General features: G+C 67.4%; 12 protein-coding genes. All 12 read right to left on the reverse strand.

What is annotated here, in order from left to right; translation table 11 throughout:
* Window position 1: 1 nt before the first annotated feature.
* The 12 genes from glf to AB4059_RS10820 are packed head-to-tail and all read right to left on the reverse strand — an operon-like array spanning window position 2 to window position 13,884.
* Complete coding sequence (gene glf, locus AB4059_RS10765; protein ID WP_498978892.1) at window positions 2–1,090, reverse strand: UDP-galactopyranose mutase; 1,089 nt, start codon at window positions 1,088–1,090, stop codon at window positions 2–4.
* Window positions 1,083–2,018, reverse strand: coding sequence for a glycosyltransferase family 52 (locus AB4059_RS10770; RefSeq protein WP_498978893.1), 936 nt, complete (start codon window positions 2,016–2,018; stop codon window positions 1,083–1,085). Before AB4059_RS10770 ends, glf begins: the two co-directional genes overlap by 8 nt.
* The gene (locus AB4059_RS10775) at window positions 2,015–2,689 is read right to left on the reverse strand and encodes an acylneuraminate cytidylyltransferase family protein (RefSeq protein ID WP_498978894.1); all 675 of its coding nucleotides are present in this window, start codon (window positions 2,687–2,689) and stop codon (window positions 2,015–2,017) included. The genes AB4059_RS10770 and AB4059_RS10775 overlap by 4 nt, the downstream gene beginning before the upstream one ends.
* The gene (locus tag AB4059_RS10780; protein ID WP_498978895.1) at window positions 2,682–3,737 is read right to left on the reverse strand and encodes a nucleotidyltransferase family protein; all 1,056 of its coding nucleotides are present in this window, start codon (window positions 3,735–3,737) and stop codon (window positions 2,682–2,684) included. The genes AB4059_RS10775 and AB4059_RS10780 overlap by 8 nt, the downstream gene beginning before the upstream one ends.
* Entirely contained in the window at window positions 3,734–4,918 is a 1,185-nt protein-coding gene (gene neuC, locus AB4059_RS10785; RefSeq protein ID WP_498978896.1) for a UDP-N-acetylglucosamine 2-epimerase, read from the reverse strand. The genes AB4059_RS10780 and neuC overlap by 4 nt, the downstream gene beginning before the upstream one ends.
* Complete coding sequence (gene neuB, locus AB4059_RS10790) at window positions 4,915–5,910, reverse strand: N-acetylneuraminate synthase (protein ID WP_498978897.1); 996 nt, start codon at window positions 5,908–5,910, stop codon at window positions 4,915–4,917. Before neuB ends, neuC begins: the two co-directional genes overlap by 4 nt.
* Entirely contained in the window at window positions 5,907–6,542 is a 636-nt protein-coding gene (locus tag AB4059_RS10795; RefSeq protein ID WP_498978898.1) for a PglD-related sugar-binding protein, read from the reverse strand. The genes neuB and AB4059_RS10795 overlap by 4 nt, the downstream gene beginning before the upstream one ends.
* Window positions 6,542–7,711 (reverse strand): LegC family aminotransferase, encoded by a 1,170-nt coding sequence (locus AB4059_RS10800; RefSeq protein WP_498978899.1) that lies wholly within the window; start codon window positions 7,709–7,711, stop codon window positions 6,542–6,544. The genes AB4059_RS10795 and AB4059_RS10800 overlap by 1 nt, the downstream gene beginning before the upstream one ends.
* Window positions 7,708–8,685 (reverse strand): NAD-dependent 4,6-dehydratase LegB, encoded by a 978-nt coding sequence (locus AB4059_RS10805; protein WP_498978900.1) that lies wholly within the window; start codon window positions 8,683–8,685, stop codon window positions 7,708–7,710. Before AB4059_RS10805 ends, AB4059_RS10800 begins: the two co-directional genes overlap by 4 nt.
* Window positions 8,682–9,980 carry a lipopolysaccharide biosynthesis protein gene (locus AB4059_RS10810; protein WP_498978901.1) on the reverse strand — a complete coding sequence of 433 codons (1,299 nt, stop codon included), beginning with the start codon at window positions 9,978–9,980 and terminating at the stop codon, window positions 8,682–8,684. The genes AB4059_RS10805 and AB4059_RS10810 overlap by 4 nt, the downstream gene beginning before the upstream one ends.
* Entirely contained in the window at window positions 9,977–11,893 is a 1,917-nt protein-coding gene (locus AB4059_RS10815; protein WP_498978902.1) for a tetratricopeptide repeat protein, read from the reverse strand. The genes AB4059_RS10810 and AB4059_RS10815 overlap by 4 nt, the downstream gene beginning before the upstream one ends.
* Window positions 11,890–13,884 (reverse strand): tetratricopeptide repeat protein, encoded by a 1,995-nt coding sequence (locus tag AB4059_RS10820; RefSeq protein WP_498978903.1) that lies wholly within the window; start codon window positions 13,882–13,884, stop codon window positions 11,890–11,892. Before AB4059_RS10820 ends, AB4059_RS10815 begins: the two co-directional genes overlap by 4 nt.
* Between the last annotated feature and the right edge of the window lie 48 nt (window positions 13,885–13,932).

Genomic DNA, 13,932 nt, shown 5'->3' on the forward strand with positions numbered 1-13,932 from the left:
CTCAGTCCAGCAGGCGGCGGACCGCGGCCAGCGCCGCGCCGACCACCTGGTCCATGTTGTAGTAGCGATACTGCGCCAGGCGACCGACGAAGGTGACGTCGCGTTCCTCCGCGCCCATCGCCTCGTAGCGCTTGAACAGCAGTTCGTTCTCGGTCCGCGGAATCGGGTAGTAGGGGTCGCCCTCGGCCTGCGGATACTCGCGCACGATCGACGTGCCCGCATGCGCCTGGCCCGTCAGGTGCTTGAACTCGGTGATGCGCGTGTAGGCGTGGTCGTTCGGATAATTGACCGTGCCGACCGCCTGGTACTGCGCGACGTCCGGCAGGTGCTCGTGCGCGAAACGCAGCGAGCGATACGGCAGGCGCCCGTGGCAATGGTGGAAATACGCGTCGATCGGCCCGGTGTAGACCGTGTGCGCGAACCCGCCGCGCCGGCGCACGTCCTCGAAGTCGACATCCAGCTCGACCCGGATGTTGGGATGGTCGAGGATCGCCTCGAACATCTTCGCGTACCCGAACTTCGGCATCGCCTGGAAAGTATCGGTGAAATACCGATCGTCGGTATTGGTGCGCACCGGGATGCGCGCGGCGACGCCCGCCTTCAACTCCGACGGGTCCAGCCCCCACTGCTTGCGCGTGTAGTGCAGGAAGAACTTCTCGTACAGATCGCGCCCGACGCTGTTGAGCACGACGTCCTCGCTCGTGCGCACCGGATCGCGCGGCTCGCGCACGCGTTCGAAGAACGCTTCGGCACCCGCTTCATCGAGGTCCAGGTCGTACAGCGCGTTGAGCGTGTCGCGGTTGATCGGGAAGGGATACTCGCGCCCGTCGACGACCCCGCGCACGCGATGCTCGTACTCCCGCCATTGCGTGAAGCGCGACAACCACTCCCAGATGCGCTCGGCATTGGTGTGGAAGATGTGCGGCCCGTAGCGATGCACGAGCACGCCGTGCGCATCGAGCTCGTCGAAGGCATTGCCCGCGATGTGCGGCCGCTTGTCGATGACCCGCACGCGCTTGCCGGCATCGGCGAGCTCGCGGGCGACGACGCTGCCGGCGTAGCCGGCGCCGACGATGAGGGTTTCAGACATGGTGGATCGAACATCCGGCGCGTTGCATCAAACGGATCCTTTCTGCCTCGGACGGCCCATCGCCGACCGAGAGATAAACCTTGTCGGCCTGCGCGGCGGGCACATTGAGCAGCACCGACGTGAACCAACCGAACAGCCTGGGCCGCGCATCGCCGGCCAACACGAAGATTTGTTCCTCGGCCACGTCCGGCGAGCGCTCCACCCGGATGCTCGAAGACAGCGGCGCAGCCTCCCGGGGATGCGCGAGATAATAATCGACGGGGTTGGCCGCGAGCCAAGCACGCAGCTTTTCCACACCCCGTGCGTCCAGGGTGCCGGCGGTCTGCGCCTCTTCATACGGCTGCCCCAGGAAGAAGGTGGCCACGCCCTGTTGCGCCGGCGCGCGGCCCGCGGCGTCGAACAGCGCGATCGGCGCGATGCGCGCGGCCTCGACGATGTTGTCGAATCCCGGGTAGACCGAATGATGGACGGCGATGCGGTCGCGCACCGCGTCGATCGTGGGGATGCCCAACAGCTTGCCCGCGCGGCGTTCGGCCGGCGAAGCGGTGCGGTGCAATTGGCTCGAGGTGAATACGTTCGCCGCGCCGTCGTCGAAGGTGACGATGCGCGCGCGCCGGTGGCGGCCGACGAGGTCGCGGTAGAGCAGGCTGTCGACATTGGCCAGGAACAGCGTGTCGTACTCGCTCGCGAAAAAGCGCCGCAGGCGCAAGCGGCGCAATGCGTGCCGCAGCACTGCGGTCGGCGCGTCGACGTCGGCCGCATACGCCGCGTGGCGCGCGCCGGAGGCGAGCTTCGCGAAATAGTGGCGGTGCGCGGGCACGTCCGTGCGCGCGGAATACACGAGGTCGTACGCGTCGGCCCCTTCGGCCTTGAGGACGCTGGCCGCGACCAACGCCTGGAACGGCGTCGAAACCAGGACGAGGTTCAAACGACCAGGCTCCCGGACTTCAGGAGCACTTCGCACAGCAGGAACTCCTGGAGCGTGTCGACGTCGACCGATCGATCTCGCGGCATGCGGTATGCGAGCGTGCCCGGCGGCGTGAAGCGGGGGTCGGCGCGGAAGCCGGCGATCGACAAGGCGTAGATCGCACCGTTGAGCGTGTAGGTGGGCGCAGGGAGTGCCGCATCGATCGGTTGGATGGCACCGTCGTCGCCGACGCCCACGCACCACGCCAACGGATGCGGCGTCTCGCAGACCGATACCACGGGCAGCCCGGATTTGCGATGCAACCCGATCGCACCGTCGATATCCGCGATCGCCCGCAACGGCGAGGTGGGCTGGAGCAGGCAGAAGCTGGAATGCGCGCCGACGGAGGCATTGAGCGCATGCATGACCACATCGGCCGACGTCGCGGTGCTGGTCGCGAGCGCATCCGGACGACGGACCACATCGTGCACGCCCATCTCGCGTGCCAGGGCGAGCACGCCTGTATCGTCGGAGGTCACGAGCACCGCATCGATCGACGCACTCGCGAGCGCCGCCTCGATCGTCCACGCGATCATCGGTTTGCCGCCGAGCGCGCGCAGGTTCTTGCCGGGCAAGCGCACGCTGCCCGCACGCGCGGGAATGATCGCGAGCGTGCCGGCGCCCTTAGTCACCGAACAGTGCTCCCACGTCCTGCTGCGCCTTCTCGAACTCGGCCATGCGCCCGATGTCGAGCCAGTACTCGCGGAGCGGGAAGGCGGTCACGCCACCGCCTTGCGCGATGGTGCGCGAGATGAGCTCCGGCATATCGAGCCGTTCGCCCAGCGGGACGCGATGCACGAGCGCGGGCGAGAGCACGTAGATGCCGGCGTTGATGAACCAGGCATGCGCGGGCTTTTCTTCGATCGAACGCACGACGTGATCGTCGCTGACGACGACGCCATAAGGCACGCGATGCTCGTAGCGCGACACGCACAAGGTCGCGGCTCCCGCGTGCGAAGCATGGAATTCGAGTAACTCGCCGTAGTCGAGCGTCGTCAACAGATCGCCGTTCAACATCAGAAGCGGTGCATCGATCTCCGCATGGGGCAGCAGGCCCAACGCGCCGGCCGTGCCCAAGGGCGTGTCTTCCTGCACGTACTGGATCTGCACGCCCCACTGGCTGCCATCGCCGAAATGCGCGCGGATCATCTCGGGCATGTAATGCAGCGAGATGTAGAAACGATGGAAGCCCTGTCCGATCAGGCTGTCGAGGATGTGTTCGAGCAGCGGCTTCTTGCCGACTTTCAGTAAGGGCTTGGGCACGTGCTGCGTCATCGGATGCAGACGCGTGCCGAAGCCGCCGGCCATCAGGAACACCGGATTGTCGCGACGCGGCGGTTGCAGCAGGCCGTCGAGCGTTTCCAGGCCAATCAGGGTGCCGGCGTCGTCGACGATCGGCAGGTGCAGCAACTGGCTGCGTTCCATCAACGACAGGCAGTCGGCGCGCGTGGCCTCCGGGCCCGCGACGGTGGGCGTGGCGCACATGATCGTGGACACCGGTGCATCGAGCGCCACGCGACGCAACAGTCCGCGCCGTACGTCGCCATCGGTGATCGTGCCGAGCAGGCGGCGCGAGTCGTCGACCACGAGCGCGATCCGCAGCGCGCCGCGATCGAGCACGCCGACTGCGGATTCGATCGAATCCGTGGGCGCGACCAGCACCAGTTGCCAATCCTTCATCGCTTGTCTCCATCGACCGGCGCGCAGTCGAGGTCGCGGAACCGCTTGCGCGCCAGGCCTTCCAGCGAATGCGTCGCAAGCACGCGCACGATACGCTCTGCAGCGCCACCGTCGCCGTAGGGATTGCGGGTGCCTGGCAGCCCTGCACGAAACGCCGGGTCGTAGACCGTGCGCAAGGCGCCGTCGATGGCCTCGCGCGTGGGCTCGCAATGCAACACGCTGCTCGCGCGCGGTCGCCCGGCCTGGCGATCGCCGATATCGATGGTCGCCACGCCGAGGCTCGGCACTTCGGCGATGCCGCTGGACGAATTCCCGACCACCGCATCGACCAGGCGAACGCAGGACAGGTAACGCAACTGCCCGAGCGACGCGACGCCACGCGCATTCGGATGCGCGGCGACGAAGGCGGCGACGCGCTGCGCGATCGCGCGATTGCCGGCGTCGGCGTTCGGCAGCGTGAAGATCAGGCGCGTGTCCTGCAATGGCGCGAGCGCGTCGAGCAATGCGTCGAGTTGTGCAAGCGACGCCTCCGCCTCGAGCGTCACCGGGTGGAAGGTCACCAACAGGTTGCGATCCAGCAGCGGGAAACCGAGGCTCGCTTCGAGATCCGCGCGCGACAGCAGCGGCAGCCGCATCACCGCATCGGCGCCGAGGCCGCCGACGAGGAACACGCGATCCGGCGCTTCGCCGAGTTGCAGAACGCGCGCGTACGCGTCCTGCGTCGCGACGCAATGCAGGTGCGAGAGCTTCGTCACCGCATGGCGGATCGCGTCGTCGACCGCGCCCTCGGTCAGTTCGCCCCCATGCAGGTGCATGACGGGGATGCAGGCGACGAGCGCCGCGGACGCGGCTGCGAGGATCTCGTAACGATCGCCGAGCAGAACGATCATGTCCGGCGACAACCGGGCGAACGCCTCGGCCATTCCCGCGGTGGCGCGCGCCATTGCGTGTGCGATGTCGACGGGCGTGTCCTCGCCGAGCGCGAGATCGACGAGCGCATCGGGCGTGTAACCGGCGTCGATGATCTCGCGCACCGTGCGGCCGTGGGCATCGGACAGATGCGCGCCGGTCGCGAGCAGTTGCAAGGTCAGCGACGGATGGCGCGCCACGCCCTGGATCACGCCGAGCAGCAGGCCGAAGTCGGCGCGCGTGCCGGTGACGATGCAGATCCTGCGGCTCAAAGCTCGATCAACTCGTCCGGTGCGAAATCACGCGGTGCCGCGCGGCCGATGACCTCGTCCCAGCGCATCGGCGAGATGCCGGTCCCCGGCCGCTTCGCGGTCAGGTTATCCGCGCTGAATCGTTCGCCGGCCTGGATCGGGCGGCTGGCCACGAGCGACTTGCGCGCAATCGCGCGGTTTTCCAATTCGCTGGCGCTGGGACGCTTCAAGCCGTCACCGAGCGCGCGCTCGACGTTGCGGATTCCACGCACCATGGCTTCGAATTCTGTGGGCTCCAGGCTTGCCCGATGATCGGGGCCCGGCAGGCCGCGGTCGAGCGTGAAGTGTTTCTCGATCACCGTGGCGCCCAGCGCGACGGCGGCAATCGGAATTTCGATGCCGAGTGTGTGGTCCGAGTAACCGACCTCGACGCCGAAGGCGGCCTTGAGCGAGCGCATGGCGAGGAGGTTCACGTCGTCCGCCGGCGTCGGGTAGGCGGTATTGCACTGAAGCAGCGTCACTCGTGCGCGCGGCGTGCCGGCCTGCTCGATGACGCCGAGCGCCGCGTCGATTTCGCCCAGGCTCGACATGCCCGTCGACAGGAGGATGGGTTTTCCGCTTCGGGCCATCCGCTGCATCAGCGGCAGGTTGGTGATCTCTCCGGAAGGAATCTTGACCAGGTGCAGGCCAAGGTCTTCGAGCAGCACGAAGCTGTCGACATCGAATGCCGTGGAGAAAAACCCGATGCCGTGCACGCGACATTCTTCGATGAGCGCTTCGTGGTCGCTGCGGGAGAGCTCGAGCTTGCGCACCATTTCGTACTGGCTTTCGCCGCTGTCATCCACCTGGTAGCGGGCCTTGGGCGCGGATGCGGAGATGCTGCGGCCGGCGGTGAAGGTCTGGAACTTGACCAGGTCGGCACCGGCCGCCGCGGCCGCGGCCACCAGCTTGCGCGCAAGCGCAAGGTCGCCGTTATGGTTGACGCCGGCCTCGGCGATGATCAGGGTCCTCATCGGATCTTCCTCGCCGGAACGCCCACGTACGTGGCGCCGGCTTCGCAATTGGCGACGACCACCGCTCCCGAGCCGATCACGGTATCGGCACCGATGCGCAGCGGCTCGCCAGCGGTGCCTTGATTGATGGCGGCGCCCGTGCCGATCCAGCATCGGGCCCCCAGGTGCACATTGCCGGAGATGCAGGCGCCCGGTGCAACGTTGACGAAGTCATCGATGACCACATCGTGGCCGACAGTCGCATTCAAATTGAAGATCGCGAAATCGCCGACGGTGATGTTGTTCGTCATCCGAACGCCAGCGCACACGATGACGCCCGTGCGGGTCTCGACGGCTTCGCGCTGGCGCAGGCCGAAGGTTGCCGTTGGGTGGATGAGATTCCCGAACGTGACCGTGCCGGCGAGTTCGGACGCAAGCCGTCGCCGGATCCTGTTGTCGCCGATGCCGATGGCGAACTTGAGATGGCCATGGCGATGCAATTCGCTTTGCAACATGACCTCGTCCGGCGAGGTCCATGCCTTCAGCTCGTCGGCGTTGCGAGCGACATAAATCGGACGCAATCCCAGCGCATGGGCGATGTCACCCGCTTCGCGGGCGAAACCCGACGTACCGAGAATGCCGAAATCGGCCATCAGGCCACCTCCGCCGCCACCGTCACGCTGCTGGGCAGGTTCACGATGCGGGCTTCGAGGAACTCGGCGTTCGACACGTCGCCGCGCACGCAGTTCGCGTACATCGGCATATGGTGCATCAGCGTCCAGACCGGGCGCGTACCGACGCCGCGGTCGTTGGTTTGCTTGAGCAACGCATCGCGTGCGTTGCGGTCTTCGCAGATCACCGCGTTGAGCCAGTAGTTGGAACGACGCTGTTCGGCCTCGACGAAGAATTGCCACTCGCTGCCCGCCAGCAGGTCGGCGTAGCCCGCGGCGAGCGCGCGCTTGGCGGCGATGAAGCCTTCGAGTTGTTCCAACTGCGCGCACCCGAGCGCGGCGTTGATGTTCGGCATGCGGTAGTTGTAGCCGAGCTCGTCGTGCACGAACTCGAAGGCGTGCGGGCGCTTGGCCGTCGTCGTCAGGTGTTTGGCGTGCGCGGCCAGGTCAGGGTCGCGGCACAGGATCATGCCGCCCCCGCCGGTGGTGAGCACCTTGTTACCGTTGAAGCTCAGCGTTCCGATCCGGCCGAAGGTGCCGGTGTGCCGTTGCTTGTAGAAGCTGCCCATCGATTCGGCCGCGTCTTCGACGAGCGTGATCTTCCAGCATTCGCAGACCTCGATCAGCGCATCGACGTCGCAGGGATGGCCGAAGGTGTGCATCGGCAGGCACGCGCGGATCGCATCCTGGCCATCGCGCATGCGGCACACGCCCGCATCGTCGACAAATGCATTCGCCTCGAGCCATTCGGACAAGGCCTGGGGCGACATGCCGAGCGTGCGGCGGTCGACGTCGACGAACACCGGTTGCGCACCGCAATACGCGATCGCATTGACGGTGCCGATGAAGGTGAGCGGCTGCGTGATCACGCGATCGCCGCGTTGCACGCCGGCGAGTAGCAGCGCGATGTGCAGCGCGGCCGTGCCGTTGACCGTCGCGACGGCGCCCGGGCTGCCGGTGTACGCACCGATCTCGCGTTCGAAGCGGCCCACGTACTGGCCGACGCTCGAAACGAAGGTCGAGTCGATGCAGTCGACGACGTACTCGCGCTCGCGTCCGCCGAAGGTCGGGCCGTGCAGCGGGATGGCCTCGTGCGTGCCGAATCGATCCTGCACGAAGTCGATGAGGCGCTGGAGCGATCCGCCGTTCACAGGTTGTAGATTCCCGTCTTGTAACGCGCCAGGTTGGCCGGTTGCACGAACCAGTCGATGGTCGCCTGCAGGCCGTCGCGCAAACTCCACGCCGGCGCCCAACCCGTGAGCGCTGCGATCTTCGTGTTGTCGCACCACAGGCGGAAGACTTCGGAGTTGGCCGGGCGCAGGCGTTCCTGTTCGCTCACGAATTCGACGTCGCTGTCCATCAGCTCGCGCACCAGTGCGAGCGTGTCGGCGATCGAGATCTCGCGGTTCGAACCGATGTTCACCGTTTCGCCGATCGTGCGCTCGCTGTTCGCCAGCGCGATCAACCCATCGCAGGTATCGGCGACGTAGTTGAAATCGCGCGTGGGCGAAACATCGCCGAGGCGGATGACGCGCTCGCCGGCCGCGATCTGGCCGATGATCGTGGGGATCACCGCCCGTGCCGATTGGCGCGGGCCGAAGGTGTTGAACGGGCGCGCGATCGTCAAGGGCAGTTCGAAGGCGTTGTGGAAACTCATCGCGATGGCATCGGCCGCGATCTTCGAAGCGCTGTAGGGCGACTGCGGTTGCAGTGGGTGCGCTTCGTCGATGGGCACGTACTGCGCGGTGCCGTAGACCTCGCTGGTGGAGGTCGCCACCACGCGCGAAACGCCCTTGTCCATGGACGCCTGGCAGATGTTGAGCGTGCCGGTGATGTTGGTGTCCACGTAACTGGCCGGGGCGACGTACGAATACGGGATCGCGATCAGCGCGGCGAGATGGTAGACGGTGTGGACGCCCTCGACGATGCGCCGGCAGAAATGCGGATCGCGGATGTCGCCGGTGACCACCTCGATGGCGTCGCGGCACGGTACGTCGTCCAGCCAGCCCCAGCTGTTGAACGAGTTGTACTGCGCGAGCGCCCGTACCTCGTGGCCGAGGCCGACGAGGCGTTCGGTGAGGTGCGAACCGATGAATCCGTCCGCCCCGGTAATCAGGATCTTCATTCCGCGCTCCCCGGGGCGCTTCCGACTTTGCGCGCATTGAACCACGGCATCGGGTGCGATTTCTGCGCCACCACCCACGTGAGGAGGAATCGGGCCCCCATGGCGATGGCGAAGGACCACGCAGCGCCCTGCAGCCCGTGGCGCGGCACCAGCACGAGCAGCAACGTGATGTGCAGGGCGCCGGCAGCCACCGTGGCCATCGAGAGCAGGCCGGTGCGGCGGGCGAAGAACAGGTAATTGGTGACCAGCAGGTACATGCCCGCGAAGGCCTGCCCGAGCGCGAGCCAGCCGACCACGGCGCCCGCGCCGTCGAAGGCGTCGCCCGCCAGCCACCGCGTCACGGGCGGGCCGATGACGAAGGCCAGCCCCGCCAGCGCTAGCGCGCCTGCGAATCCCGCATAGGTGCCGAGCACGATGGTGCGCTTGTCGGCGGGGTCGTCCTCGGCCAGCCGGCCGAACAACCAGGGCACGTAGGCGCGATTGATCGCGTCGAACACGATCGCCATCGCCATCGTGATCTGCACGGCGACCATGTAGACGCCGGCCTGCGCGAGGCCGAGGTCCTTGTTGATGACCAGGCGGTCGGCGGCGTTGAGGACGAACAAACCCGCCACGTGCGGCACCAGCGGCACGCCGAACGCGAGGGCCTCGCGCACGTCGTCCGACCGCCAGCGCAGCGAGAGCAGGCGATCCCTTCGCAGCAGCACCAGCGCGATCAGCGCGCACGCGGGCACGACCAGCACCTGGGCGCCGATGCGCCCGGCCGCGCCGAGCGTGAGCACGACGACGAAGAGCACCGACAGCACCATGTTCGCCAACGTCTGCCCGACCTGCATCGCACCGTAGTGCCTGGCCTGCCCGGCGACCTGCCACTGGCCCAGGCGCAGGTTCACGATCACCAGACCGGCGGAGACGAGCACCGAGGCGAACACCCAGCGCGTTTCAAGACCCAACCACTGCGCGAGCGGTTCGCGCACCATCACGATCAGCGCCAGCACGGCGAGTGCGGACAACACCACGATGTGCACGCAGGCGCCGAGGAAGCCAGCAAGCGCGTCGTGCGAGACATGCTTGTCGAAGGCCTTGCGGTTCGCGGCACCGGCGACGTTGAGCCCCACCACCGCCGCCAGTGCCCCGAGCAAGGTCTGGAACATCGCGACCTGGCCGTAGGCCGTGGTGTCGAGCCAGCGCGTCAGGATCGGCAACAGCAGGAAGGGGATCGCGGCATTGCAGATGTTGGCGACCAGGTAGATCGCCGAACCGGACCACAGGCCATGGCGGGACGCGCGGATCATCGCGTGCTGCCCGCGGGGGGAACGGCAAGGCGGCTTTCCAGTTCCTGCGCCGCCGCCTCCTCTTCGCCGAATTTCCCCAGTTCCCGCAGCTCGGCGATCTGTTCGCGCGCCTTCTCGTCCTGCCCGAGCGAGATGTAGACCTTCGCCAGGTTGACGCGGTACTGCGAGACCTCCGGGCGCAGCTTCACGGCGGCCTCGAACAGGGCCTGCGCGCGATCGGGCTGTTTCAGCACGTTGAGCATGTAATCGCCGTACATCGTCTGCATGTCCGCATGGGGGCGCACGAGCGCGGCCTCGAACATCCCGACCATGTGTTCTTCCGAAAACACGCATTCGTGGTTGCGCGCGCAGCGCATGATGCTGCCCACCGCGTTGATTTCCTGCGGGCCGATGGGGCCGCGGCGCAGGCGCGCATTCACGTCGTCCCACCACGCTTGCTTCTGCGGCAGGTGGGCGTGCGCGGCCAGCAACAGGAGCGCGCTGTGGGGGAGGATGCCGCTCTGCGGCAGGGTGATCGCGCGTTCCAGTTCCCTGACGGCCACGGGGACGAACGGCGAGTCGGGTGCGTACTTCGACGCGATCACCAACATGCGGCCGTAGCCGTAGGTCGCGCGCGGCGATTGGGGGCGCTTCTGCGCTTCGATGTTGGCGAAGCGCAGCGGGTTGGACCACTCGCGCGCGCGCAGATGCGTGGTGCCCGCATAGCCGAGCGTCAGCAGGATCGCGACCAAGGCACCGATGCGCTTGAGCGCGTCGCGCGGCGCGAGCAGCAGCAGGTCCGCGACGGCCACCAGCACGCCCATCGACGCGAAGTAGTTGCGGTGTTCGTACACCAGTTCGAGCGGCACGACCGTCGCGGTCAGCGCTTGCGCGGCGAAGAACCACAACACGCCCAGCGCCACGAGCGGCCGGCGTGCACGCATCCACCAGGCGAATGCGGCGAGCAAGGCCAGCCCGATCATCGCGTACAGCGTCGAGGGCGGCGACATCCAGCCGCGCGAGACGAGGTAGTCGTCGTGGTAGAGCGTCAACTCGCGCAGCGGGGGCGCGATGGTCCAGCGCAGGTAGTCGACCAGCACGCGGCCTTCGGTCAGCAGGCGTTCTTCGAGGTTGAAGTCGCGCGTGCTGAAAGCGTTGGGCGCCGTGACGCGCGGATACAGCCAGAAGATCCCGGCGACCAGCGGCAGCCACAACACCGCCAGGAACAGCTTGCGCACGTCGCCCTTCTGCGGGGAGGTGCGCAGCGCGGGAATGCACGCCTCGGCCAGCCACGCATACAACGGGAGCAGCACCGCCGACTCCTTGCACAGCGCGCCCAGCGCGGTGCAGCCGAACAGGCCGGCGGCGATCCACCACCGCCCGTTTTCGCCCGCCAGTTGGCGTTGCCGCCCGATCAGGTAGAGCCACAGGCCGGCGAACACGAAGGTGTGCGCCAGGCTTTCCATGCGCTGCACGATGTACAGCACGCCCATGGTGTTGATGGGATGCAACGCCCATGCGACGGCGACGAAGGCCGCGGCCCACGTGCGGCGACGCACGTCCACGCCGGGCGCGGCGAGCGCGAACAGCAGACGCACCAGGCCCAGGACGAGCAGCGCGTTGATCGCATGGATCGCGACGTTGGTCGCCTTCATCGCGACCGGATCCATGCCGGCGAAATACGTGTTCACCGCGAAGCTGAGCATCGCCACCGGCCGCTGCAGGCTGCCGGCATTGGACGAGAACGCCGCTGCGCGCCAGGCGGCGCCGTCCAGCGTGTCCAGCTTGAGCGCCGGGTTGTCGACGATGTTCGGGTAGTCGTCGAAGGCGAAACCGCCGTTCAAGCCGGGCCAGTAGATCGCCAGGACGAGCAGCGGCAGCGCGACCAGCGCGAGCCATCGGCGATTCGAAACCAGGAAGGGGGGCGTGGTCATCGGCATTGCGTTGCGCCGTGGCGGCGGAAGTCGTCGTCGAGGTTGGTGCGCATGCGGGTGAGTTCGTCGGTCCAGTAATGCTGATGGAGAAGGATGGCGGCGTGCAGACGGCCCATCGTGCCCGGCGCGTCGGCGACTTCGGACAAGGCGCCGCCGCGTTCCAGCGATGCGTAGTGATCCAGGTGGTCGCGTGCCTGCGCATAGCAACCGGCGGAGGCGAGCAGGGCGGCTTGTTGCAAGGCGGCCTGCGTCGATGGCCAGGCATCGAGGGCCTGGTCGAATTCGACGCGTGCCGCATCCACTTGCCCGCGGGTGAGCGCGAGCTCGCCGGCGATCGAATGCAGTTCCTGCTGGCGCGGGCGCGCGGCGTAATGCGGATTGGCGCGCGCGGCGGCGATCCAGGCATCCATCGCCTCGAGATTCATGCCGCGGCAGCCGTTGGACCGCGCGGTGTGGAGCGCATCGGTCAGCCAGCGGTGCATCAGTCCGTTGCTCTCGGTCGTGTTGCGCAATGCGAACGTGACGGCTGCGACGTTGCGATAGGTGACACCGCGCAATGCGCAACGGGCATCGGCCAGGTTCACTGCGAGCTGCAGGTCGTCAGGATCGCGTTCGGACAAGGGCTGCAGGCGGACAACGGCAAGCAGGGGTTGGCCACTTTCCCGCTCGAAGATCGCCGCCGTCGCCTGCGCGCGGGACGATGCGGGATTGGTGCGCGCCCAGATTTGCGCCATCTCGTCCTGTTGTGCCCACAGCGACGCGCGTTGCCAGGTGATGGTCGCCAGGCCGCCGAAGAGCAGGGCCACCAGCGCAATGCGCGCGGGTGCGGGGATCGACCACCGCATCAGCGCGAGGCCGATGGGCCAGCCGAGCAGCAGGGCCGGCAGGTAGTTGCGATGCTCGTAATAAAGCTCCAGCGCGAGCACGGTGGACTCGAGCAGATGTCCGGCGAAGAAGAACAGCATGGCGCAGGCGAAGACCGGCGCGCGGCGACGCAGCGCGAACGCGGCAGCGACCAGTCCGAACACGACGAGCATTGCGAGCCAAGTCGAAGCGGGCGAAGCGAGGCCGGTCGACACGACGTAGGCATCGTTGTACAGCCCGGTCGACAACACGCGCGGGACTGCGAGCAACTGCAAGTAGTCGACCAGCACGCGCGGTTCGGTGAGCAGGCGTTGCGCGACGGTCCATGGCCGCGATGCGAGCGTGTCGTGCATCGCCGGCAATTTCGACAACAGCCAGGCGAACAGCAGCGCGCTGGGCAGGATCAGCATCGCACCACGCACCACGCGCAGGCGGCGCTCCATCGGCGACGCATCGTTCCGACGCAGCACCACCGCATCGACCACCCACGCCAGCACCGGCAGCAACGCGCCGTTCGCCTTGCTGGCCACGGCGAGGAGCGTGCATGCACCGAACACGCCCACCATCCAGAGCAGCGCGACGCGCGGCGAGCTCGCCAGGCGCGCGCGCCCGTGCACCCACGCCAGCAATCCGAGCAGGGTGAACGTCGCGGGCAACATCGCTTCGCGCTGCACGATGTACAGCGTCGTCGACACGAACAGCGGATGCAGGACCCAGAGGCCGGCGCCGATCAGCGCCGCGCCATCGCGCGTGCGCCGGTCATCGCCCAGGCGCGCGCCGAGAACGCGCAGCAGCACGAACAGCAGCGCGCCGTTCAACAGATGCAGGATCAGGTTGGTGCGCAGGAACGGGGCAGGGTCCGCGGGCCAATTACGGGCATCGACCAGGAACGTCAGCAGCGAGAACGGACGCCCCGTCGGATCGGCGACGCCCGAAGTGATGTAGCGCCAGAAGGCGGGCGCATCCTTGATCGGCCCGTATTGGCCGAGCGCCGGCAGATTGACCAGATCGTCGAACAGGAACCCGCCCGACAGCCCCGGCCGATAGGCGAGAAAGGCGAGAAGCAGGACGCCAGCGAAAGCCAGCGGGGCCAGGTGGTCCTGCAGTCGGAACGAGCGAGGGGTCATGCGGCGCCTGCGGAACGCCGCTTTCGGCGCAGGCGCATCGTAGCGAAA

The sequence above is a fragment of the Lysobacter sp. 2RAF19 genome, assembly GCF_052115395.1.
Classification (GTDB): Bacteria; Pseudomonadota; Gammaproteobacteria; order Xanthomonadales; family Xanthomonadaceae; genus Noviluteimonas.

Coding starts and splice junctions, on each gene's coding strand:
- AB4059_RS10805 (WP_498978900.1), bottom strand. CDS start 8,685: ATGAAGATCCTGATTACCGGGGCGGACGGATTCATCGGTTCGCACCTC.
- AB4059_RS10780 (WP_498978895.1), bottom strand. CDS start 3,737: ATGAAGGATTGGCAACTGGTGCTGGTCGCGCCCACGGATTCGATCGAA.
- AB4059_RS10795 (WP_498978898.1), bottom strand. CDS start 6,542: ATGGCCGATTTCGGCATTCTCGGTACGTCGGGTTTCGCCCGCGAAGCG.
- AB4059_RS10820 (WP_498978903.1), bottom strand. CDS start 13,884: ATGACCCCTCGCTCGTTCCGACTGCAGGACCACCTGGCCCCGCTGGCT.
- glf (WP_498978892.1), bottom strand. CDS start 1,090: ATGTCTGAAACCCTCATCGTCGGCGCCGGCTACGCCGGCAGCGTCGTC.
- neuB (WP_498978897.1), bottom strand. CDS start 5,910: ATGAGGACCCTGATCATCGCCGAGGCCGGCGTCAACCATAACGGCGAC.
- AB4059_RS10815 (WP_498978902.1), bottom strand. CDS start 11,893: ATGACCACGCCCCCCTTCCTGGTTTCGAATCGCCGATGGCTCGCGCTG.
- AB4059_RS10810 (WP_498978901.1), bottom strand. CDS start 9,980: ATGATCCGCGCGTCCCGCCATGGCCTGTGGTCCGGTTCGGCGATCTAC.